16 protein-coding genes and 1 pseudogene are annotated in these 20,571 nt (G+C 68.0%); 5 read left to right on the top strand and 12 right to left on the bottom strand.

The features are described from left to right. Positions 1-78 precede the first annotated feature (78 nt). A complete protein-coding gene (locus tag ACYSUO_RS08100; protein ID WP_461775350.1) occupies positions 79-576 on the top strand; it encodes a winged helix-turn-helix transcriptional regulator in 498 nt (165 codons plus the stop codon). Between the two features lie 65 nt (positions 577-641). Here ACYSUO_RS08100 and ACYSUO_RS08095 read toward each other — a convergent pair. Further along, positions 642-2,141 (bottom strand): annotated as a pseudogene (locus ACYSUO_RS08095) (FAD-dependent monooxygenase). 66 nt (positions 2,142-2,207) lie between these two features. Here ACYSUO_RS08095 and ACYSUO_RS08090 point away from each other — a divergent pair. Beyond that, positions 2,208-2,855 carry a TetR/AcrR family transcriptional regulator C-terminal domain-containing protein gene (locus tag ACYSUO_RS08090; protein ID WP_461775349.1) on the top strand — a complete coding sequence of 216 codons (648 nt, stop codon included), beginning with the start codon at positions 2,208-2,210 and terminating at the stop codon, positions 2,853-2,855. Between the two features lie 93 nt (positions 2,856-2,948). Further along, positions 2,949-3,353: an FKBP-type peptidyl-prolyl cis-trans isomerase gene (locus ACYSUO_RS08085; protein WP_461775348.1), complete on the top strand. Its 405-nt coding sequence runs from the start codon at positions 2,949-2,951 to the stop codon at positions 3,351-3,353. A gap of 5 nt (positions 3,354-3,358) precedes the next feature. Here ACYSUO_RS08085 and ACYSUO_RS08080 read toward each other — a convergent pair whose 3' ends face one another. Both ACYSUO_RS08080 and ACYSUO_RS08075 read right to left on the bottom strand, forming a co-directional pair. Further along, positions 3,359-4,153 (bottom strand): SDR family oxidoreductase, encoded by a 795-nt coding sequence (locus ACYSUO_RS08080; protein WP_461775347.1) that lies wholly within the window; start codon positions 4,151-4,153, stop codon positions 3,359-3,361. Between the two features lie 146 nt (positions 4,154-4,299). Next, a complete protein-coding gene (locus ACYSUO_RS08075; RefSeq protein WP_461775501.1) occupies positions 4,300-5,193 on the bottom strand; it encodes an SDR family NAD(P)-dependent oxidoreductase in 894 nt (297 codons plus the stop codon). Between the two features lie 93 nt (positions 5,194-5,286). Here ACYSUO_RS08075 and ACYSUO_RS08070 point away from each other — a divergent pair, with 93 nt between their 5' ends. Continuing rightward, complete coding sequence (locus ACYSUO_RS08070; protein WP_461775346.1) at positions 5,287-5,955, top strand: TetR family transcriptional regulator; 669 nt, start codon at positions 5,287-5,289, stop codon at positions 5,953-5,955. A 50-nt stretch (positions 5,956-6,005) separates the two neighbouring features. Here the strand turns inward: ACYSUO_RS08070 and ACYSUO_RS08065 are convergent, their stop codons facing one another. From ACYSUO_RS08065 to ACYSUO_RS08025, 9 genes are all read right to left on the bottom strand, one after another. Then, positions 6,006-6,764: an enoyl-CoA hydratase/isomerase family protein gene (locus ACYSUO_RS08065; RefSeq protein ID WP_461775345.1), complete on the bottom strand. Its 759-nt coding sequence runs from the start codon at positions 6,762-6,764 to the stop codon at positions 6,006-6,008. After that, the gene (locus ACYSUO_RS08060) at positions 6,761-8,011 is read right to left on the bottom strand and encodes a cytochrome P450 (RefSeq protein WP_461775344.1); all 1,251 of its coding nucleotides are present in this window, start codon (positions 8,009-8,011) and stop codon (positions 6,761-6,763) included. Before ACYSUO_RS08060 ends, ACYSUO_RS08065 begins: the two co-directional genes overlap by 4 nt. Before the next feature lie 89 nt (positions 8,012-8,100). Continuing rightward, positions 8,101-9,531 (bottom strand): cytochrome P450 family protein, encoded by a 1,431-nt coding sequence (locus tag ACYSUO_RS08055; protein WP_461775343.1) that lies wholly within the window; start codon positions 9,529-9,531, stop codon positions 8,101-8,103. 11 nt (positions 9,532-9,542) lie between these two features. Beyond that, complete coding sequence (locus ACYSUO_RS08050) at positions 9,543-10,106, bottom strand: GTP-binding protein (RefSeq protein ID WP_461775342.1); 564 nt, start codon at positions 10,104-10,106, stop codon at positions 9,543-9,545. 1 nt (position 10,107) lies between these two features. Continuing rightward, entirely contained in the window at positions 10,108-10,491 is a 384-nt protein-coding gene (locus ACYSUO_RS08045) for a DUF742 domain-containing protein (protein ID WP_461775341.1), read from the bottom strand. Further along, positions 10,484-11,299 carry a roadblock/LC7 domain-containing protein gene (locus tag ACYSUO_RS08040; protein WP_461775500.1) on the bottom strand — a complete coding sequence of 272 codons (816 nt, stop codon included), beginning with the start codon at positions 11,297-11,299 and terminating at the stop codon, positions 10,484-10,486. The genes ACYSUO_RS08045 and ACYSUO_RS08040 overlap by 8 nt, the downstream gene beginning before the upstream one ends. A gap of 20 nt (positions 11,300-11,319) precedes the next feature. Then, positions 11,320-12,528, bottom strand: coding sequence for an ATP-binding protein (locus tag ACYSUO_RS08035; protein WP_461775340.1), 1,209 nt, complete (start codon positions 12,526-12,528; stop codon positions 11,320-11,322). A gap of 1,850 nt (positions 12,529-14,378) precedes the next feature. Next, positions 14,379-17,993 (bottom strand): tetratricopeptide repeat protein, encoded by a 3,615-nt coding sequence (locus ACYSUO_RS08030; RefSeq protein ID WP_461775339.1) that lies wholly within the window; start codon positions 17,991-17,993, stop codon positions 14,379-14,381. Continuing rightward, complete coding sequence (locus tag ACYSUO_RS08025; protein WP_461775338.1) at positions 17,990-18,868, bottom strand: S-4TM family putative pore-forming effector; 879 nt, start codon at positions 18,866-18,868, stop codon at positions 17,990-17,992. Before ACYSUO_RS08025 ends, ACYSUO_RS08030 begins: the two co-directional genes overlap by 4 nt. A 536-nt stretch (positions 18,869-19,404) precedes the next feature. Between ACYSUO_RS08025 and ACYSUO_RS08020 the strand changes: the two genes are divergently transcribed. After that, positions 19,405-20,571: an acyl-CoA dehydrogenase family protein gene (locus ACYSUO_RS08020; RefSeq protein ID WP_461775337.1), complete on the top strand. Its 1,167-nt coding sequence runs from the start codon at positions 19,405-19,407 to the stop codon at positions 20,569-20,571.

Genomic DNA, 20,571 nt, shown 5'->3' with positions numbered 1-20,571 from the left:
GTGATTGCGAACTGCAATCACTAGCTGTCAGTGAGCCTAGAGTTGGTGATGGCAGAATGCAATCACTGGAGGTGGGCAATGCGAGACAGACCGCGGTCCGGATGTGCGATCAACGCGGCCGTGGAGGCACTCGGGGACCAGTGGAGCCTCATCGTCCTGCGCGACGTGGTGTTCGGCGGGCGCCGACACTTCCGCGAGCTGCTCAGCGGCTCCGAGGAGGGCATCGCGTCGAACATCCTCAGCAGCCGCCTCAAGTCCCTCGTCGCCGGCGGTCTCCTGACGCAGGAACAGGCCGGACGAGGACATCGAGCCACCTACAGCCTCACGGAAGCGGGCATCCAGACCGTCCCCATCATGGCCGCGCTCGGCTCCTGGGGAATGCGGCACCGCCCGACCACCCCCGAACTCACCGTCCGTGCCCGCCTGTTGGAGGACGGCGGCCCGCGACTCTGGGAGGACCTCATGGACGAACTCCGCGAGGTGCACCTGGGCATTCCCCGCCCGCACCCCGACCACCCCCGGGCCTCCGAACTCCTTCAGGCGGCCTACGAACAGGCCCTCACGGAGACGCACTGACGATCACCTCCGCCGGATTCACCTTCTGCACCTCGGAGTTGAGCACCTGCAGCAAGCTCTACGGATCACTGGCGTGCGCCGTGGTGTTCCTCATCCGTCTTCCGGTGGGTCGAAGCCAGGGTCGCGGTAAGGCTGCCGGTCAGGGCCGCGTCGTCGTGGGTGGTGCTCGCCCAGGCGATGTGACCGTCGGGGCGGACCAAGGCGGCCCGGACGGTGGTGAAGTCGGCCGGCGGCTGGTCCGGGGTGCCGGTGTGGACGTGCAGCCCGCGGCGCGCGTACCCGGTGAGGTGTCCGCTGCCGGTGAGGTCCAGCAGGAGGTAGCGGTCGGCGCGCAGCAGCGCGAACAGGTTGGTGTCACCGATCCGGAGGTCCGGGGCGCGGGTACCGGTCAGCGGGTGCGCGTCGGGGGCGGCGGGCGGGTAGGTGACGGCCAGGGAACTGACCTGGGTCGCCAAGTGGTCGTTGAGGTCGGGCAATTTGGCGATCAGCCGGGCGAGCAGGCCGCGCAGGTCGAGCCCTTCGGGATTGAAGGCGGTCATGAGGGCGACCTGGGCGCGGCTGGTGCTGGTGAGGTCGGCGCCGACCGGGTGGCGTTCGGCGTGGTAGGCGTCCAACAGGCCGCTCGGAGCCCAGCCGTTGAGGGTGGCGGCGAGCTTCCAGGCGAGGTTGGCGGCGTCCTGGATACCGACGTTCATACCGACGCCGCCGGCCGGAAAGTGCTGGTGGGCGGCGTCACCGGCGAGGAAGACGCGGCCCTTGCGGTACTGGTCGGCGAGGCGGGTGGCATTGCCGTAGCGGGAGAGCCAGACCGGGTCGCACAGGCCGAAGTCGGTGCCGGCCATGGCGATGACGTTCTCGCGCAGTTCGTCCAGGGTGAGGTCGCCGGGCCAGGTGGTGGTGAGGTCGCGCGGGGTGATGCCGACGAGGCGGTGGAGGCCGCCGGGCATGGGGACGACCATGAGCGCGCCCTCGGGGCCGAAGTAGCTGTAGCCGGGGGCGGGCGGGTCGTCCAGGACCACGTCGCCGAGCCAGCCGAGCACGGTGGAGGGGGTACCGGGGAAGTCGATACCGGCCCCGGTGCGCACGGCGCTGCGGGCGCCGTCGCAGCCAACCAAGTAGGCGGCTTGGAGAGTTGAGGGCCCGTGCGGTCCGGTGGTGTGCACGGCGATGTGGTCGGGGTGCTCGGTGAACCCGGTGACCTCGTGCCCGCGCAGGATGCGCGCACCCAGATCGAGGGCCTAGCCTTCCAGCAGTGCCTCAGTGCGCTCTTGAGGCAGGGCGAGCGTGTACGGGAAGGGGCTCGGCAGGCGCCGGAAGTCCAGACGGGAGTCGAGGGCGCCGAAGTGGCCGCCGGGCAGCGGTGTGCCCTCCCTCACGAAGGGCTGGTGCAGGCCGCGGGAGGCGAAGGTCTCGATGGTGCGGGGGTGCACGGTCAGGGCGCGGGAGCGGGAGTCGCGTTCGAGGCGGGGCTCGATCACGGCGACGGTGACTCCCGTACGACGCAGTTCGCCGGCGAGCCACAGGCCCACGGGCCCGGCGCCTGCGACGACAACCTGGTAGCTCATGATCCTTCTCTCCCTCAACACACTCTTGGTCGGTGACCAATGATCGAGCTGGAGTAAACTAGGTCAGTGACCAAGAAGCAAGTCAGGGAAGACGCGGCAGGCCAGCTCACGCGCACCGCCGTGATCGAAGCGGCCCTTGGGGTACTGGACGAGCGCGGACTGGACGGCCTCTCCACCCGGGCGGTCGCCGACCGCCTCGGGGTGCGGATGAACACCGTGCTGTGGCACGTGAAGACCAAGGCGCGAATGCTGGAGCTGATGGCCGACGCCGTCCTCGCCGACATCCGCTACGACGACCTGCCCGACGCGCCGCTGGAACGCGCACGCGAACTGACCGGCCGTTACCGGCGCACGCTGCTGGCCCACCGCGACGGCGCCGCCCTGGTCACCGGCACCTATTCAGCGGAGCCGAACACGCTGCGCTTCGCCGACCGCCTCGTCGACGCGTTCCTGGAAGCCGGTGCCGACGAGCGGCAGGCGGCATGGACGACCTGGACGGTCAACTACTTCACCCTCGGCCTGACCCAGGAGGAACAGGCCGCACCCGAAGAAGGCGACGAGCGGCTCGACCAGGCCGTCGACCCCGCCGCACACCCGGCGCTGCAACGAGTCCTGCCCCACCTCCGACAGAACTTCGACGAGCGCTTCGCCTTCGGCCTGGAGGCGGCCCTGTCCCGCGTCTCCGCATCCCCGCATGACAGGGCGCCCTCCTGATCCTCGGTAGCGTGGCCATCTGCTGCACGAGGTGTCCATGTGTCCGGCTGACCCGTGCAAGCCCCCCCCCCGACGGAGAGTGATGAGGCGGCAATGAGTGAACTGACGAAGCCCGAGGTCGACGTCCCGGAGGGTGCCGCTCCCACCGAGCTGACCATCCGGGACCTGGTCGTCGGGGACGGGGCCGAAGTGAAATCCGGCATGGTGGTCAGGGTCCACTACGTCGGGGTGACCTTCGAGTCCGGGAAGGAGTTCGACGCATCCTGGGACCGGGGCGAGCCGTTCAAGTTCGCCCTGGGCGGCGGCAAGGCCATCAAGGGCTGGGACCGCGGGGTGAGGGGGATGAAGGTCGGCGGTCGGCGCGAGATCATCGTTCCCCCGCGTCTCGGCTACGGCAACCAGTCGCCCTCGCCGTTGATCCCGGCGGGCTCGACCCTGGTCTTCGTGGTGGACCTGCTCGACTCGTATTCCAGGACGTCCGGGTGGAGCAACGCCTAGACGGCCTACGCGGTTGTGGCGATGCCGCCGTCGACGGGGATCACGGCGCCCGTCAGGTATGCGCCTGCCCGACTGGAGAGGAACACGGCGACACCCGCCATGTCGTCGTCGCGGCCGATCCGGCGCAGTGGGGCCGCCGCCGCGATCGCCTCGCCGAGCTCGTCGAGGGTTGCGGCCATCATCTGCGACGGGAACGCTCCCGGCGCCACGGCGTTCACGGTGACGTGCTGCGGTCCCAGTTCCTTGGCGAGCACTCTGGTGAGTTGATGCAGCGCGGCCTTGCTGCTGGAGTACGAGTAGTTGGGACGCTGGGGGATGTGGATGGCGGCGATGCTGCCGATGTTGATGACCCGCGCGGGATCGTCGGCGGTGCCCGCCTTGCGAAGCGCCGGCAGCAGCTCCTGGACCAGCCAGAACGGCGACTTCAGATTGATGTCGACGACCGTGTCCCACGCCGCGTCCGGGAACGTCTCCAGCGGCTCGTCCCACATGGCGCCCGCGTTGTTGACGAGGATGTCGAGGCGCTCCGAGTCGGCGGTGACGAGGTCGGACAGCCGCCGACACTCGTCGTGGCGGGACAGGTCGGCGGGAATGACCCGCACCTCACCGAACGCGGACAGGTGCTCCTGCGCCCGAGCGCACGCTTCCGCGTCGCGTGAGCTGATGACCACGCGGGCGCCCGCCTGGAGAAGGCCACGCGCGATCATCATCCCGATGCCTCTGGTGCCACCGGTGACGAGAGCGCGCTTTCCCCGCAGATCGAAAAGTTCTGCATGCGTCGTGAATTGGTTGTCGACCACTTGCCGTCTTTCTCGTTGGAGATGCTCCTTGGGCACCGGTCGCCCGGCACGCCATCGACGCTATGGCCCTTGCGTGCGCTCCAAGCAAGCGGAACGGGTGAGGAATCGGCAGAGTGCTCCCGCGGGCGGCGGACCGCCCCTGCCCTTCAGGGGAGTTCCACCGGATACGGTTCGCCGAAGTCGGCCGAGCGGCTGACCTTTTCCCAGGTGGTCGCTTCCGCCGTCTGGCGACGGGAGTGGTCCAGGGCCATCGACGCCGCGTTCACTCCGAGGGGCAGGTGGCCGGGGACCTCGGCGCGGTGGACGGTGCGGACGATGATCTCGGCGGCGCGCCGCGGATCCCCGGCCGCGCCGGCCGTGCTCTGGCGCACCCGCCGGTTCATCTCACCGACCGTCGCGTCGTAGGCCTCCGGGATGTCGTGCACCGTCATCGACGTGCCCGCCCAGTCGGTGGCGAAGCCGCTCGGCTCGACGACCATGACTCGCACGCCGAACGGCGCGGTCTCCGTGGCCACTACGCGGCTGAAGCCGTCGACGGCGAATTTGGCGGCCTGGTAGGAGGCGATGCCGGGCGAACCGCCGACGCGGCCGCCGATCGAGGAGAACTGAACGACCGTGCCAAAGCCCTGACGGCGCAGGATCGGCAGGGCCGCTTTCGTGACGTTGTAGACGCCCCAGAAGTTCGTCTCGAACTGTGCGCGGAAGTCGGCGTCGTCCGCTGTCTCGACCGGTGCCACGTTCGCGTATCCGGCGTTGTTGACGACCACGTCGATCCGCCCGAAGCGGGCCACGGCCGCGTCGACCGCGCGGCGCGCCGCCTGCGGGTCCGTGACGTCCAGGGCCAGGGGAAGCATGCGCTCGCCGTACGCGGCGAAGGCCTCGGTGAGGGTTTCTGGGCGGCGCGCGGTGGCCGCGACGAGGTCGCCCGCCTCCAGGGCCGCGGTTGCCAGGGCGCGGCCGAGGCCGCGCGACGAACCGGTGATGAACCAGACCTGCGGCCCACTGTCGCCGCCTGCGGCCTGCCCGGTGCCGTTGCTCATGTCGGTGCTCACGTTGTCACTCATAGACTTAGTGAAACACCGTTGCGGTAATAGCGCAACACCGTTTTGATAAGTGCTTCTATGATGGCAGGCATGACTGATCAGGCCGTCTTCCAGCGGGCTCGCAGCGCCCAGGCCAAGCAGGCGCGCGAGGCCGCCATCCTCGACGCGGCCCGTACCCTCGGCGGCCGGCACGGCATCCGGGAGGTCACACTCACCGACATCGCCACCGAGGTCGGCATGCACAAGTCGGCGCTGCTGCGGTACTTCGAGACGCGCGAGCAGATCTTCCTCCGCCTCACCGCGGAGGGCTGGCGAGAGTGGTCCGAGGCGCTGTGCGTGGACCTCGCGCGGCACGCACGGGCCACGCCCGCCGTGGTCGCCGCGTCCTTCGCCGGCACGCTCTCCGCGCGCCCCCTGTTCTGCGACCTGCTGGCGCAGGCGCCGCTGAACCTGGAGCGGAACGTATCCATCGAGGCCGTACGCACCTTCAAACTCGGCACACTCGAGGAAGTCGCCCGGATCGGCGGTGAGTTGCACCGACTGCTCGGCCTGACCGAGCAGCAGGCCGTCGACACGATCGCCACCGCGACCAGCATGGCTGGAGCCCTGTGGCAGATGGCGACGCCCGGCCCGCACCTGCAGGAGCTCTACGCGAGCGACCCGCGGCTCGGCCACGCCGTCGTCGAGGTCGAGCCCCGACTGCGCCGCGTCCTCACCGCCCTGCTCACCGGGCTGGGCGAGGCAACACCCCTTTCCTGAAAGGGGTGTCGGCGGCACCCTGCACGAGTACCGCCACGACCGGGCAAGGCTCAGATGAGGTGCGGGATGAGCAGATTGGCGTCGAGCAGTCCGAGATCGGCGGTGCGGTCGGCGCGGGCGTAGCCGGTCAGCATCCGCTTGGTGGCGATCATTGATTCCTGGGAGCGGCGACCGAGGAGGCGCGTGAAGGCGGTGACCGCGCTGTCGAGGTCCTCCTCCGGCGCGGTCGCGTGCAGCAGGTCGATCCTGTTCGCGGTGGCGGCGTCGAACTCGCGGCTGGTGAGCATGAGTTCCCGGATGCGGGAGACACCGACCTCGGTGATGAGCCGGCCGGTGGCGCCGCCCCATGCGGGCGGCAGTCCGAGACCGACTTCGGGCATGCGGTAGCGGCTGGTGTCGGCGCCGACGCGGAGGTCGCAGTAGGAGACGAGGGCGAGGCCGGCACCGGTGACCCGACCGTGGAGACGCGCGATGGTGATGGCGTCGCTGGTCTCCAGGGCCTGACAGAGCCGGAAACCCTTGTCGACGATACGGCGCAGGGCCGCGCCGGTCGGGTCGGCCTTGCGTGCGGCGGCGAACTCGCCGCGGTCGGCCCCCAGACAGAAGTCCGCGGCGAGCGAGGACAGGACCAGGACCTTCACGTCGGTGCGCTCGGTGAGGCCGTCGAGCAGGCGCAGGAGGTCGTCGATGGCAGCCACGTCGAGGACGGCGTCCGGGCGGCCGGCGTGGAGCCGGGCGTGCAGGACGGGCCCGTCCTGATCGACGTGGAGGGTCTTGTAGCCGTCGGAGGGCTGGAGGTGGTCGGTCATGCGAGGGCGAGGTCCAGGTTCAGGAGGCGGCGGAAGGCGACGCGGGGCGCCCAGGTGGGCGGGCGTACGAGGGCGAGGCGGGGCATGCGGCGGGTGAGTTGGGTGATGAGGGTGTGTGCTTCCATGCGGGCCAGTGGGGCGCCGAGGCAGTAGTGGACGCCGCCGCTGAAGGCCAGGTGGCCCCCGGGGGGCCTCCGGGGGTCGTAGGTGGCGGGGTCGGTGTGCCGGTCCGGATCGTGGTGGGCGGCGCCGATCATGAGGTGGACCATCTCCCCCTCGTGGATGTGGCGGCCGGCCAGGCGCGTGTCGTGGGAGGCGACACGACTGATCACGTGGGTGGGCGGGTCGTACCGCAGGCTCTCCTCCACTGCGCCCGGGACGAGTTCGGGGTCGGCGGCGACCGCGTCCCAGTGCACGGGGTGTTCGACGAGGCGGAGGACCGCTTGGGACAGCAGGGTGGCGGTGGTCTCCAGCGCGGCCAGCAGGACGAAGCGGGCCAGGTGGTAGACCTGATGGTCGGCCTGGTCGCGGTCGGCCTCGAGGGTGTCCCAGGTGCGGATCCACTGCGAGACGGGGTCGTCTCCCGGGCGGGCCCGGCGAGCGCGGACGAGGTCGGCGAAGTACGTGCGCAGTTCCACGGTCGCCGCGTCGGAGCGGGCGAGCTGGCTCGCGGTCGGCAGGAGTTCCTGGGTGAAAACCTGCTCGTGGGTGAGCTCGCGCAGCCGGGGCCAGTCGGCGCTCGGCAGTCCGAGCCAGTGTCCGACGGTGGCGATCGGCAGTTCCTCCCCGACGAGGGCGGCGAAGTCGGCCTCACCGTCGCCGAGTTGTTCGTGGAGGGTGTCGAGGAGGCGCTCGGTGGCCGCGGTGACGGCCGGGCGGAGGCCTTCGACGGAGCCGCGGTCGAAACCCCTGGCCGCCCGGCGTATTCGGGTGTGCTCGGCCCCGTTGAGAGTGGGCAGGGTGTGGCTCATCTCCTGCGAGGAGGGCGCCATCCAGCGGGTGCCCTGCCCCTGCCGCTCGCGCCAGCGCCGGTCGGGTTCGTGCCATCCCGAGTCGCGCAGGACCTGGTCGCACTCGGCGAACCCAGTGATCAGGTGGCCGCCCCAGGGTGCGGGGCTGACCGGTCCTGGGGCGGCGAGTTCGGCGTAGAACGGGAGAGGGTCCGCCTGCCCCTGCGTGGTGCGCAGGCGCGAGAAGACTTTGGCGGTGGCGCGGCGAAGATCCTGTTGCAGTAAGGCGATTCCCACTGTGCTCCTTCCCGAGCATCAGCCGCCATAAATACCCACAAGATCATTTGAGTATCCAATAGGACCGCAGGAAAGTGGAGTTGCCTGCGTCACTCTCCCCTGGTCCATGCCACGAAGCGGCTGAACAGTCCTCCCTTGCGCTTTTTGCCCTGATCGAGCTCGCCCTCGGCCCCGGCTCCGGTGGAAACGGAAGCGGCCGGCTCGTACGCGGGCGGAGTGAGTCCGGGCGTCGGCTGGGAGACCACCGGGGCGGCGGGCTCGTAAGAGGCGGGAGCCGTGGGTATGGACCGCGGGGCGAAGCCCACGGGCAGGGCGCTCAGCGCGCGGCTCCAGGGCGAGGGCACCCAGGAGAGCGCGGAGAAGGGCTCGTCCAGCTCCAGGTCGGGCAGCCGGTTGAGCAGGCACTCGACCGCCGTGACCGCGATCAGCAGGGCGGGGTCCTTCGCCGGGCACGCGTGGGGCCCGGCCCCGAAGGCGAGATGCGCCTTGGAGTTGAGCTGCGCGCGGTGTTCGGTCAGCCTGGGGTCCGTGTTGGCCGCGGCGAACGAAATCAGCACCGGGTCTCCGGCGCGCACTGTCCGTCCGCCGAGCTCGATGTCCGTCGACGGGTAGTGACCGGCGTAGTTGGCGATCGGCGCGTAGGACCACAGGGCCTGGGAGACGGCGTCCTCGACCGGAAGGCCGGTGGGCCAGTCCTCCCCCAGGTAGAGGGCGGCGCTGGTGCCGATGGCCGCGGAGAGCGGCGCCGTGCCGCCGGAGAGCAGCGTGACGAGCTGCTGGAGGACGGCCTCGTCGGCCTCGTCCTGGTCGCTGGTGAGCAGCATGTGCTGGCGGATCAGCTCGGTGGTGAGGTCGTCGCCCGGCCTGCGGTGCTTGAGCGAGATCAGCTCGGCGAGCGCCTGGCCGAGGACCTCGTCCGCGCCGGCGACGCCCTCGAAGATGCCGGAGATCCCGGTGATGACCCGGTCACCGATATCGGGCGGGCAGCCGAACAGATGGGAGAAGACGAGCAACGGCAGGGGGCCGGCGTACTCGGCCATGAGCTCGGCGCGTCCGTCCCGGTCCGAGCTGAAGCCGCTGATGAGGTAGTCGGCGGAAGCCTGGGTCTGACGGATCAGCGCACGCTCGTCCACGGTGGCCAGGGCGGCGGTGACGGCCTGGCGGAGCTTGGCGTGGTCGGCACCGTCGGCGAAGAGCGCGTTGCGCCGCCAGGCCATCATCGGCAGGGCCGGGCTGTCGGCCGGCACCCGCCCCTCGTTCAGCGCGTTCCAGCGGCGCGCGTCGCGCGGGAAGGTGGCCGGGTTCTGCAGGATGTGCAGGGCGGCGTCGTAGCTGGTGACGAGTTCGACCTCGACGCCGGGAGCGATGTCGACGGGTGCGCTGGGTCCCTGCTTGCGCAGGTGCGCGTAGTAGGCCTCGGGGTCCATCGCGAAATCGGGCCCGTACAGCTGGGGGTTGAAGCCCGGGGCGTGCGCCGGGCAGCCGGGCGGTATCGAGCGGGGGTCGGTCGGCTGGGACATTCAGGGGGCTCCTAGGCGGCGAGCTGGGTCATGAGGTGCTGGACGAGGGTGATCAGGGCCTCGGCGGAGGAACGCTCGTCGCGCACGTCGCACCGCACGATCGGGGTCTCGGGGTGGAGGTTCAGCGCCTCGTGCACCTCGTTGAGGGCGTACTCGGTGCCGCCCGCGAAGGAGTTCACACCGACCGTGTAGGTGAGCCCGAACGACTCGACGAGGTCGAGGACGGCAAAGGACTCGTCGATGCGCGCGGGGTCGACGAGGACGAGCGCGCCGAGTGCGCCGCGCGAGAGGTCCTCCCACATTTCGGTGAACCGCTCCTGGCCGGGCGTACCGAACAGGTAGAGGACCAGGCTGTCGGAGAGAGTGAGGCGGCCGAAGTCCATGGCGACGGTGGTGGTCGTCTTGTTCGGTGTGTTGGTGAGGTCGTCGAGCCCCACGCTGGCCACCGTGATCTGCTCTTCGGTCCGCAGCGGACTGATCTCCGAGAGACTGCCGATGCAGGTGGTTTTCCCCACGCCGAAATGGCCCACGATGAGCACCTTCACGGCCTGGCTGACAGAGGGATCCAGGTACACGTCACACTCCGAATTTCTTCTGCAGGCCGGTGCGGACAGCACGGACGAGGTCGATGTCCACCAGCTCGGCGGCCGGGACCGGCTGGCGGACCTCGAGCAGGCCGGCCTCCGCGAGTTGGGCCAGCAGGATGCGCACGACACCGATCGGGAACTGGGTGTGGCCTGCGACCTCTGCGACGGACAGGAACCCGCCGGTGACCACTTCCATGACCGTGCGAGCCTCGGGCGTCAGGGCACGCAGGGCGGCCTCGGACCCGACGGCAGAGGTCACCATCGCGGTGTGCTCGAATTCGTGCTCAGGAGGCAGGGACCGCCCGTTCGTGATCACGAAGAGCGGAACGAGATCGGACGTCAGCTCGAGGTCCGGACCGCTGGGCTCAGACATTGCCGGGCACCCTGCCGCCCACGGCAGAGGCCGCGATCCTGAGGTCTGCCGCATGCAGCTGGGACGTCAAGTGCTCGATGTTGCAGTCGTGGTCGGCGGAGGCCGCCAGGAGCGCCCCGTCACCGGCGGCGATGAGGAAGATCCACCCGTGCTGGAACTCGATGGCCGTCTGCTGCCACGTCACGTCCGCGGTCGCCCCCGCGAACTGCGCGGCTGCCCGGCTGTTGGCGTGGATGCCGGTCATGGCCGCCGAGATCCTGTCGGCGAGGTCGCGCGGCAGGCCCGAGGTGCCGCCGCGCGGCAGGCCGTCGCCGCCCAGCAGCACCGCGTGGCGGGCGCCGTGCACGTCGGCGAGCGCCGTGTCGAGCTCCTTGAGCACATCGGCCGTGTCCTCACCGGGCGCCGGCTCGGGGCTGCCGCGTCGGCCTGCCTGCGTGGTGTCCACGCGAGGTGCGGACGTCATGTTGTGTCCCAGTCGGGCCACCAGACGGTGCATGCGGTAGCTGATCTGCTGCATGTCCACATTGGGTTCCGCGGCCGCCGCCAGATAGGCGCCCTGACCGGCGCCGATCAGGAAGATCCAGCCGTGCTGGAACTCGATGATGGTCTGCGTCCAGGACGCGGCCGGTGCGGTTCCGACGAAGGGCGCCGTGGCTCGGCTCAGGGCCTGGATGCCGGACATGGCCGTGGAGATGGTTGCCAGGTCCCGCTCGGCGAGGCCCTCGGTGGATGCCCGGGGCAGGCCGTCGGCGGACAGCAGGACGGCATGGCGCGCGCCGGGCACGTTGTTAACGATGTCATCGAGCATCCAGGAGAGGTCGGAGGTGCTCACCGGTCATCAGACCCTTCGCCCAGGGGGGACTCATCGGCGCGGGCTTCGAGGGTGCCGCGCTGGAACGCACCCAGGCCCCGGCTGGATGCCCGCGGGCCGGTCTGTGGGGCCTCGTCCACCGGACGGGGCGTGCGGCCTGCGGCCGGGGAGGCCGTCGGCGTCTGCCGGGCGGCGCGCTTGGGCAGTCCGTGCGCGGTGCGCTGGGGGGCGACCGCGGACGGGCCCGGGCCCTGACGTGCGGGTGCGGGGTGCGCGGCCGGGGCGGGAGCGGGAGACGGCGCCGCGGCCTTGGGGGTCGCCTCTTCCATGGTCCACAACTCCTCGGGCAGTCGGACGACGGCCCGCACTCCGCCGTAGCGGGAGACCCCGGTGACGTCCACCTGGAAGCCGTACTGACGGGCAATCAGGCCGATCACGGGGAAGCCGAACTTCGGCTGTGTGCCCAGCTGTTGCAGCCGCGGCGGCTCGTCGCCGGAGAGCAGGGCGGTCGCCCGCTGCCGGTCCTCGTCGTTCATGCTGACGCCGGCGTCGTCGATGATGATGCAGAGGTTGCCCTGGACACGTTGGAACGTGACCTCGATCGGAGCGTCGTGCTGCGAGAAGCTCGCCGCGTTGTCCAGCAGTTCGGCGACCGCCAGGGCAACCGGTGTGACCGCGGACGCCTTGAGGGCGAGACCACTCTGCTGCATGATCGACACACGCTGGAAGTTCCGGATCTGGCCCTTTGCGTTCTGCACGACGTCGTACACGCTGGCCGGCCGGTTGCGGCGGCCCAGCGGGGCACCGCACATCACCGCGATTCCCTGTGCCTTGCGTGCCATCTGGGCGTTCGCGTGCGCCACGTCGAGGAGGTCGCTGAGCACCTCGTGGCCACCGTGCTTGCGCTGCACGGTGTCCAGCAGGGCGGTCTGTTCGGCCGCAAGGCTCTGCAGGAAGCTCGCCGCGCCCTTGAGGACGGTCTTCGTGCTGTCCTCCGCGGCCTCGCGCGCCTCGGCGATGACACTCTCGCGCTCGGAGCGGGCCGTGGCCAACTCGCGCTGTTGAGCTGCGAGTTGCTGCGAGGCGCGGCTCAACTCCTGTTTCTGCTCGGCCTCAGCCTGATGTCTCTTCGCGGTCACCGCTCGGTTGCGGGTAGTGAGTGCGACATTCGCGGCGACTGATATCAGCGCAATCGCACCCAGGGTCCACACAAGTGCGTGGGTCATGGACGCCTCTCGTGGCACGGGCAGGAGGAACTGGCGACCCGTACCCCCGCTCTCACCCCGCGGGCACGTGTCAAGTCGGCACGCTGGATGAGTTGATCAAGATCGCCGCGAGGATGCTACCAGGACCATTTCGACTCAACCTCCCTGCCCAGCACCCCTGTTGGAAGATTCCACTTGGCCCGCCCGACACCCGAACAGTCCCAGCCACACACCAACGAGATTCAGCCACGTGTGCCGCGCGGCCGGGGAGGGTTCCTGTCCTGGCGCTTACGGGGAGCGGGGAGACGACCGATGGACACCTTCAGGGCGTCGATTTCTCCGTCGTGGTGGCCGACGAGCGGGGCGGGCTGAAGGCGGAAACAGAAAAAGGGCCGTTCGAAAACGGCCCTTCACCTGCGACGTTCGATCGTTCGAACTGTCGGGACGACAGGATTTGAACCTGCGACCCCTTGACCCCCAGCAATGCGCACAAGAACGTCACGAGCTCTTGGACGCGGAACAGCGACCTTCACAGCCGCAGCACGCCGTTGGACTCCCTGCGAGCACCGTGACCGCGCTTCGATGCGGCAACGCGCCCTCGCACCACACGTTCCAACGTGAGCGGACGTACGCGGCCTTCCATGCATGCCGGATTCCGAGACCGCACTGCCAGCCCAGGCGGGCAGGGGTGGAGAGTGAGACGTCGGCCATATGCTTCTCCGGTACGGCCCAGACCACGGCATGTGAGAGGCCGCTGCTCTAGTCACAGTGGCAAACCCAAGACGATCACTTCTAAGTGCAACAGGTTTCCGGATCCGGGCTCGTCCTCTTCAGCGGCGGAACCGCCAACCCGGAAGTTTGCTACGTGGTGCGCCGAGAACCCTGCGCACCATATTCCTGGGTATGTCGTGACGCCGACGGCCGTAATAGATCTCCGCGTACACCTCATCAGGCGTGAACCCCGGGTTTTCCGCTGCTACCTGGCGGATGTAACGGGTCTTGGCGTCGTCAGGCCCGATTCCTGCAGCAGGCGTACGGCGCCGGACTCGCCGGTAAATGCGGCGACCGGAGTTATCGAAGTAGACCACGCGCGCCTCCCCCTGGCGTCGTTGGGTGATCCGACGCTAGGCGAGCTGAGCGTTGCAGGTCCATGACTGATCGTGCGCATCCATGACCCCTCGCTGGCAGGTTACTGCCGAGCCTTAAGCTGTCGGCTGCTGATTAGACAGGTGAAGCGGCAGTCACAGGGAGGGGCGGGTCACGGCAACCGTTCATGTCGCGGTCCTGGACTCCTTGCCAATGTTCCGGCATGGTGTCGCGGCGTCGTTGTCCAGCCTCGGACATTGCGTGGAGGAGCCCGCCAATGTCGAATCCTGGTTACGTGACCGTCCGGGCGGAGTGGTGCTACTGACACTCCATTCCGCGGAGGATCTGAACCAGTTGACGCTGCTCTGCCGCATGTGGCCCCGTCCGCTTGTCGTCGCGTTGCCGCCTGCTCACGATGCCTCACTGGGCGTGCGGGCCTTACGCGCTGGCGCACGCTCGGTGGTGCCGCGCGAAGCAACAGTGTCGGCGCTGCAACGAGCGATTTCCGCGGTCCTCGACGGGGAGGCTGTCATGCCAGCCGACGTGGCCGATCTCCTGGTGACTGGGCGGGGCGGGCGAGCGCCGCGTCGATCAGTCCCCTCCACGGAGCAAATCACTTGGCTGAGACGCCTGTCCGACGGCTGGACCGTGACGCGGTTGGCCTCTGACGCCGACTACTCAGAACGGGCCATGTACCGGCTACTCCGAGCGCTGTACCAACAGCTCGGCGTCAGTACTCGTTTGGAGGCCATCATGCTGGCACGAGAGGAAGGTTGGTTCGAAAATTAGCTGGTGTGCCCCGGTCGGATACGTCCCAGCTCGGTGAGTACCGGACCGAGGAGCGGGTCGCCATTGGCCAAAGTTGTCACCATGAACCTGACTCGATTATCCAAACCCGGGGTCTGCTCGGCCGACTTCGGCCTCGCCCTGCGGAATGCCATCAGTGCCGCCGCTGCCTCCTCTTCGCCAAGAAGAACCGAATGGCACAAGGCGATCCCGGTGAAGTCCCAGGCAACCAAGTCGTGTTCATCCGTACCTATGCGCTTGCCAGTTTCGTGGTGGAGTTGCCGGAAGAGATCCCTGGCAGTTCCTGTGCGCTGGAAGCGGTGCGCGATGATCCCCCGCAGAGCAAGTTCTACGATCTCCACGCCGGCCACCCGGTAGCGGGCCGACTCCTCGATCGCCTCGCGGGCCGCCTGAAGATCGCCCGTGTGTACGTGCGTGAGCGCCAGGGTTGTGAGCGACCGGCGCAAGTTGACCGGATCCCGGTGATCGCGCGCTATGCCGATGGCCCGCTCGACCGCCGTGAGCGCCTCACCGTACCTGCCCTGATGCAAGTACAGGTCGGCCTTCGAGTTGAACACCTCCGCCCGAGCCGAAGGATCGGGGCGAACCTCGATCAGCTCCTCGCTCCTGACCAGCATCGTCAGCGCGTCTTGCACACAGTTCAGTTCGGCGTACCACCGGGTCATCCGCAGCGCGGCGTCGCAGGCAACTTTGGGAGCGGTGTCGTGGGCAGATTCGAATGCCGAGAGGGCGTTGGTGACTGCTGCCCGGTAATCGCCGTGCCGCTGTCGGCAGTCGGCCAGTCCCAAGAGTGCCGCGGCGCGGTCGCCGCCGTCGTCGCTGTCCTCACCTGCCAGCCCCAATGCCCACCCGTAGTGCTCCTCGGCCTCCGCGACATGGTCATGCTCCCAAAACATGTAACCCATGTTTATGTGGATGCGGCGGATCGCTTCGCGGTGCTGCAGCCCCTTCGCGATAGTGAGCGCGGCCGCGTACGTCGTCCGTGCGTGGGAGAAGTCGCCACTGTAGGAATAAATGTCCCCGAGTGCGGCGAGGTTCATCATCTCGCTCTCCCTGTCCTCACCGAGTCGACCACGCACAGCTTCCCGCTGAGTACGCAGTTCGGCCCCGCTCCCCCAAACGCGCACCGGATCGTCCATCCAATCGATGAGGCTATGTGCCTGGTCGTGCATTCCGGCTCGTAGCCAGACATCGACGCGTGCGAAGTGCATGTCCAGATCGGCTATGCCGTGGATATCCTCATCGTCTTTTTGCATACCGCGCAGTACCCTGGCCGCCCGCAGGGCAAGGCCGCTGCGACTGGGCGGCGTGCTCTCCCTCATCGGCCGGCCGTCATCATCGCTCAGGCGGCTGAGAACTGTCTCAATGTCGCTCTTCCGCAAATACCGGCAGCCGTCCCTGCGCTCCATGACGAGACGGGCAGCCACGAGAGCTCGCAGGGCCGGTTCAATCCGTGCCGCCGGCACGTACGGCTCCAGGATGCTGATGACAGCCTCAGAGCCGACCGGAATGCCGAGCACCGCCAAACTCTCCGCTACTCGCTGCTGCTCAGCGGGAAGGCTATCGACGAACTGGCGCACCAGACGCTGTTGCACTTCGCGCGCGGACAACATAGAAAGCCACGCCACGATCTCATGTACCTGCAGCCCCGGCGGATCGCTGCTGAGGACGGCGTGGAGCAGCTCGGCAAGTCGCGGATTGCCGGCCAGACGCGCGTGAATGCGGCGCAGGTCGTCCTCCGGTAAGTCGACCAAGCCGTACTCCGCGCTTGGATCGAGAACTGCGAAGTACTCGCGAAGCGACGGTGGTTCGAGTCCCTCAAGGCTGATCCGGCACGCTGTCTCCGTCCACGCCACTCCGGACGTCGCGGCGGGCACGTGCTGTGTCACGAATATGACCTTGACGAGAGGGCGCGACCGACGTTGCACGGCCTCCAGTGCCAAGTCCAGTTCCGAGTCGCGCAGGATGTGTCCATCCTTGAGAAGGTTCTCTGCCGAATCGAGCACGATTACCCGCAGGTCACCCTCGGTCTCGTGCTCGATACTGTCCAGAGCGATTTCCAGACGCGCCCGTGCGAAGCGCCCAGCCACCTGGCCCGACCCCGATGGCTCGATGTCCTCGATCAGGGTCGGCACACCAAGCTCGCCATACGGAGTGACGTCGTGCCACCGTACCGCCGAGGACTCGTCGTCGAGATCGGCCCACCCCAAGTCGGCGAGCACCTCGCGCACCAGCGCAGTCTTGCCTATCCCCGCCGAGCCGCTGACCACTATGACGGAGGTAACCTGATCGCCCAAGGCCGCGCGCAGCCGGCTCCGCTGGCCCGTGCGGTCAACAAAATCGGATGTGTTTGGCGCCGATCGACCGGTGGTCCGGATCTCCAACGTGCGGGTCGCCCCGAGCACTTCTCCCGCATCGAAGCTCATGGGCAGAGCCTCCTGCGTGTTCACCGGCCCCAGTAGGCCCTGGGTGAGCCGGCCCGCCAATCGGGCGCACCAGCGGCGGGCATCCGCTGTACCGGTCGCGTATGCGCTGTGCAACATTGCCTGGGCGAGCAAAGATACCCGCAGTTGCTGGTACCACTGTTCCGGATTCCCACTCTTCTTACCGACGAACTGAAGCGCAGGCTCCCGGAACGCATCAATGACTCTGCGTACCTTGGCTGCCATACCGTCCTCGAGACGCCTGTCGCGCCTGTCACGCTCCAGGTAGCTGAGATACGTCGATTGGCTGTCCGGCGAGGACGCCCCGATCTCGCGCCAGCAGAGGGACACCATGAGCGCGGCGAGATCCCTGCTCAGCGGTGCCCTCGCGTCGTAGGTAGCAAGATCGATCAGTCGGAACTCAGTCGGCTCGACGATCCCGTCGTGCTCGGGCACGAGAACATTGTCTCCGTGCAGATCGCCGTGGGAAGGACCTACCAGATAGTCAATTTTCGTACGTGTCGCGGCTGTGTCCTCGTCGAACATCCGCCATGGGTTCGGCAGCGGCTGTGCCTCTCCCGGTAGTTGCAGTGCGACTGGCGTGAGCAGGCGTCGCTGTTGCGCCCAACGGCGCAGCCACCCATCGCTCTCGAAGCTGGAGCCCAGCTCGTATCTCAGCAGCTCGGCCACCGTCGCCTGCACACTGTCGTATCGATCGCCGGTCCACTTGGAGAGCATCTCGCTCCAGATCACCTCGCAGGCATCAGCGAGCTGGTCGAGATTCACGGCCCCAAGGGGAATGCCGTCGGCTATGGACTGACCAACGACAAGGAAACCCCGAGGACAGTCGACGGGCGGGAAAGCAATCCCGGTGAGGTGGCGCCGGCGGAACTTCTTAGTCGCGTCCTTCAGGGCCGCCTTGTGCTGTCGGATCTCCCGTTGGCGGTTCACCGACACCGGCGGGCACAGCTTGATGACACACCAACGTGGCTTAGGTGGTCCGTTGACGTCAGCGAGCACAGCCTTCGCCAACCGCGCTCCGGTGTAGCCGCGACGGAGTGACCGGATGCTGTCGCTACGGAGCTCAAGACCAGAGTCGAGTAGTGACTCGATGATCGCCGACGCGACAGCGTCCCCGAACTCGTTCGCCAGCTCCTCCAAGGCAGTCATGACCCGGGATACCTCTTTTGGAGCTCTTCCATCCTGATGCGGAAATCGCTCTTGTCCTGATCGTGGTACCGCCGGAAGTACCAGACTGGCAGGCGCGGCTGCAGTCTCCGCAGTTGATAGAGCGTGTCCTGCACCTGGCGGGCGAAACCAATCAAGAGACCCGGGGTTGAAAGCACCGATGACGTCGGCTCGTCGATGACCGCACGCACCAGCCCGAGGACGCGCAGCCGCTCCTGGATGCTCGACATCTGCGTGCGATACATCTCCAAGCACAGGAGCAGAAGACCTAGCGAAGGAACAAACCAACCGGTGACCAGCTGGCCGACCGTATTCCCGACAGCGACGGTGAACAGAACGCCTGCCGTGGACCACAACACCAGCACGCCGAGCATCAGCTGAGCGAAGCGAAGCCTGACCCGTGATCCCCATGCCAGGTTCTGCTCCAGACAGAAAAGCAAGTCGTAGGGCTCTGCGGTGTCCGCCACCAGGTAGTAGCTCCGTAACCGGCCCTCGTCACCGCGAAATCGCCGGCTCAATCGGCTTACCTCGTCGTCGCCGATCCGGCTCCCGGCCGCCACGCTGTTCCACGGCAAGCCGAGCACGTCGGTGTCGAACATCTCCTGGAGAGTCGCGGCGGTCCGCAGATGCCGCTCGGACCAGGGGGCCATGACAGCCTTATAAAGTGCGGCCCAAAGCGTGCCGGCGAGGGTAATGGCGGCACCGTACCGCGATGCCGGGCCGACTAACGGACCGGCGACGGCCAAGGCGACCGAAAGGCCAATGCTCAGTGTCTGCGCCCGCTGGCTGCGCAGGTGGGCCACGGAAACTGCCTTGAGCACGCGGATGGCCGCGGCGCTCTCTTGGCGGTCCGGCATGCGATAGGCACTCGGCAACGTCCCTCCCCCGTGGGCCGGTTCACGCAACGAGTTTCACATGTCAGCCTTCACTGGCGATAGCTTCTACAGAGACTCCTCGACCCCGGCTTCGAACCCGTTCACGACCTTCCCCAGCGGATGCAGCGCCAGCCCGTCGGACATCCGGACGGCGACGCGTTGAGCGAAGCATTCACGCTGAGTCGTGACGGACTCGTCCTATACGGCACCGCCCTAGTGCACAATGGCCTCACCGAAGTACGCCCCGAGCGGGAGCGGAAACAAAAAAAGGGCCGTTCGAAAACGGCCCTCCACCTGCGACGTTCGATCGATCGAACTGTCGGGACGACAGGATTTGAACCTGCGCCCCATGCCCCCAGCGTTCGACGCGCTGCGAGTGCCGGCCTCGCGCTTTCATGAGGGCGCAAGTTGGTTCTACCTCTTTTGAGCTCACCCTGTACGAACCGGCGCGAGGTCCAGTACGTTCACCTTCGGTCTGACCTTTGTCAGGTATGACGCTGTCACGGAGGTGTGCGCACGTGGACTTCCAGCTCACCGAGGACCAGGAGACGATCCGCAAGGCCGTCGCGGGACTGCTCCGCGACTTCGACGACGCGTACTGGATGCGCAAGGATCAACAGCACGAGTTTCCAGAGGAGTTCTATGCCGCCGTGGCCGGTGGCGGCTGGCTCGGTCTGACCATCCCGGAGGAGTACGGCGGCCACGGGCTCGGGATCACGGAGGCCACGCTGCTGCTCGAGGAGGTGGCACGTTCGGGCGGTGGGATGAACGCGGCGAGCGCGATCCACCTGAACATCTTCGGGATGCACCCCGTGGTCGTGCACGGTTCGGAGGATCTCAAACGCCGCACTCTCCCCCGCGTCGCCACCGGCGATCTTCACGTCTGCTTCGGTGTCACCGAGCCGGAGGCGGGGCTCGACACCACACAGATCACCACGTTCGCGCGCCGTGAGGGCGACCACTACGTCGTCGACGGCCGCAAGGTGTGGATCTCCAAGGCCATGGAGTCGGAGAAGATCCTGCTCCTGACCCGCACCACACGCGCGGACGACGTGGCGAAGAAGACGGACGGCATGACGCTGTTCCTGACCGACCTGGACCGTGCGCACGTCGACATCAGGCCCATCGCGAAGATGGGCCGCAACGCCGTGACGTCGAACGAACTGTTCATCGACGGCCTTCGGATACCCGTCGCCGACCGGGTCGGCGAGGAGGGCCAGGGTTTCAAGTACATCCTCGACGGGCTCAATCCGGAGCGGATGCTGATCGCCGCCGAAGCGCTGGGGATCGGGCGGGTGGCGCTGGAGCGGGCGGTGAAGTACGGCAATGAGCGGGAGGTGTTCGGGCGCCCGATCGGGATGAACCAGGGCCTGCAGTTCCCGCTCGCCGACTCCCTCGCGCGCCTCGACGCGGCCGAGCTGATGCTGCGCAAGGCGACCTGGCTGTACGACAACGGCCAGGCGTGCGGCCGCGAGGCGAACACCGCCAAGTACCTGTGCGCGGACGCCGGGTTCGACGCCGCGGACCGGGCGCTGCAGACGCACGGCGGCATGGGGTACGCCGAGGAGTACGCGGTCGCCCGGTTCTTCCGCGAGGCGCGTCTGATGAAGATCGCCCCGGTCAGCCAGGAAATGATCCTCAACTATCTCGGCTCGCACACGCTCGGGCTGCCCAGGAGTTATTGA

Source organism: Streptomyces sp. UC4497 (genome assembly GCF_054871485.1).
The sequence above is the reverse complement of the archived record's forward strand: the minus strand, read 5'-3'. Positions and strand labels throughout refer to the sequence as shown.